We start from the raw sequence: 1,323 nt of genomic DNA on the forward strand, positions 1-1,323 counted from the left end.
GCAGCGGGGTGCTTGGTCCGCTCACCGAGGTGACCCGACGGCTCGGGGCCGTGGCCGGACGCCCCGGAGGGCTCCGGGCCGTGGTGGTCCGTGAAGGCGTACGGCTCCGGGCGGTGGTCGGTGAAGTCGGACTGATCCGAGCCGTGGCCGGGCACGTCGTGCGGATCCGACCCGGGATCGGCGAAGGCGGACTGGTCCGACCCGTGGTCCGTGAAGCCCTGCGGGTCCGACCCGTGGTCCGTGAAGCCCTGCGGGTCCGAGCCGTGGTCCGTGAAGCCCTGCGGGTCCGAGCCGTGGTCGGTGAAGGCAGACGGCTCCGCGCGGTGGTCCGAGAAGACGGACGACTCCGAGCCGTGGTCCGTGAAGCCGTACGGATCCGGGCCGTGGCCTGGTACGCCGTGCGGATCCGACCCGTGGTCGGTGATAGCCGGCCGCTCCTGCCCATGGTCGGCACCGTCGGACGGCTGAGGTGCGTGACCGGCGCCGGGCATCTGCGGCCCATGGCCACCGAATCCCTGCGGCTCCGGCCCATGACCCATGTGTCCGGTGCCGTCGGTCTCCCCCGGGGCATGACCAGCCGCCGGGTCCGCCTCCTGCGGCATGGGCCCGGCAGGCGGCCGCTCCGGGGCGTGGGCGCGCTGTGCGGCCGGATCCGGTGCGTACCCGGAGGCCGGTCCGGCAGCCGGCGGCTGCCCGTGTCCGTGCCCGCCGTCCTGCTCGTGCTCGTGCGGATAACCCGGCGCGGCTTGTTCCCGCGCCGCCGTGTCCTGCGGGGCCTGCTGCCCCCACGGCCGGCCCGCCGCCTGTGTCGCCCACGGCGCGGCCGCACCGCCCGGCAGCGTGGGCGGTGGGGTGCCGCCCCACTGCTCGACCAGCGAGGACGTGGTGAACTCGCCCGACTCGTCCGGAAGGTCACCCCCGGCGACGGGGATGGACCACTGCCCGGTCACGTCATGGCCGGGCGCGGATTCCGCCGCCGCCTCGTCGAAGTTCCACTGCCCGGTGGCTGCCGGGTTGTACGTGAAGCGGTCGTCCCCGCCGTGCCGCGCCGCCCCCGCGCCGTACGGCGTGCCGGATCCGTACGGCGCCTCCGTGCCGTACGTCCGCTCCCCCGTGTCGTGCCCCGGCTGCTGGTGACCGCCGTGCTCGTGGCCCTGCCGGTGGGCGTGCGGGTCGTGCCACTGGGCGCCGTCGACGGGCGCGCCGGGGACCGGCCACGCGCCCGGAGCCGCCGGGTCGGTTCCGGCGGTCGTGGCGGGGTCGGCCGTTATCTGCGGCGGTACGTAGCCGTGGCCGGGCGCGGCGAGGGGACTGTCGGCGGCC

General features: G+C 76.3%; 1 pseudogene. It reads right to left on the minus strand.

Annotation, left to right across the window (positions count from 1 at the left end):
• Nucleotides 1-1,323: pseudogene (locus CA983_RS48720) on the minus strand (2Fe-2S iron-sulfur cluster-binding protein); the annotation flags it as partial.

This window comes from Streptomyces swartbergensis (genome assembly GCF_002148965.1).
In the GTDB taxonomy this organism is placed as follows: domain Bacteria; phylum Actinomycetota; class Actinomycetes; order Streptomycetales; family Streptomycetaceae; genus Streptomyces; species Streptomyces swartbergensis.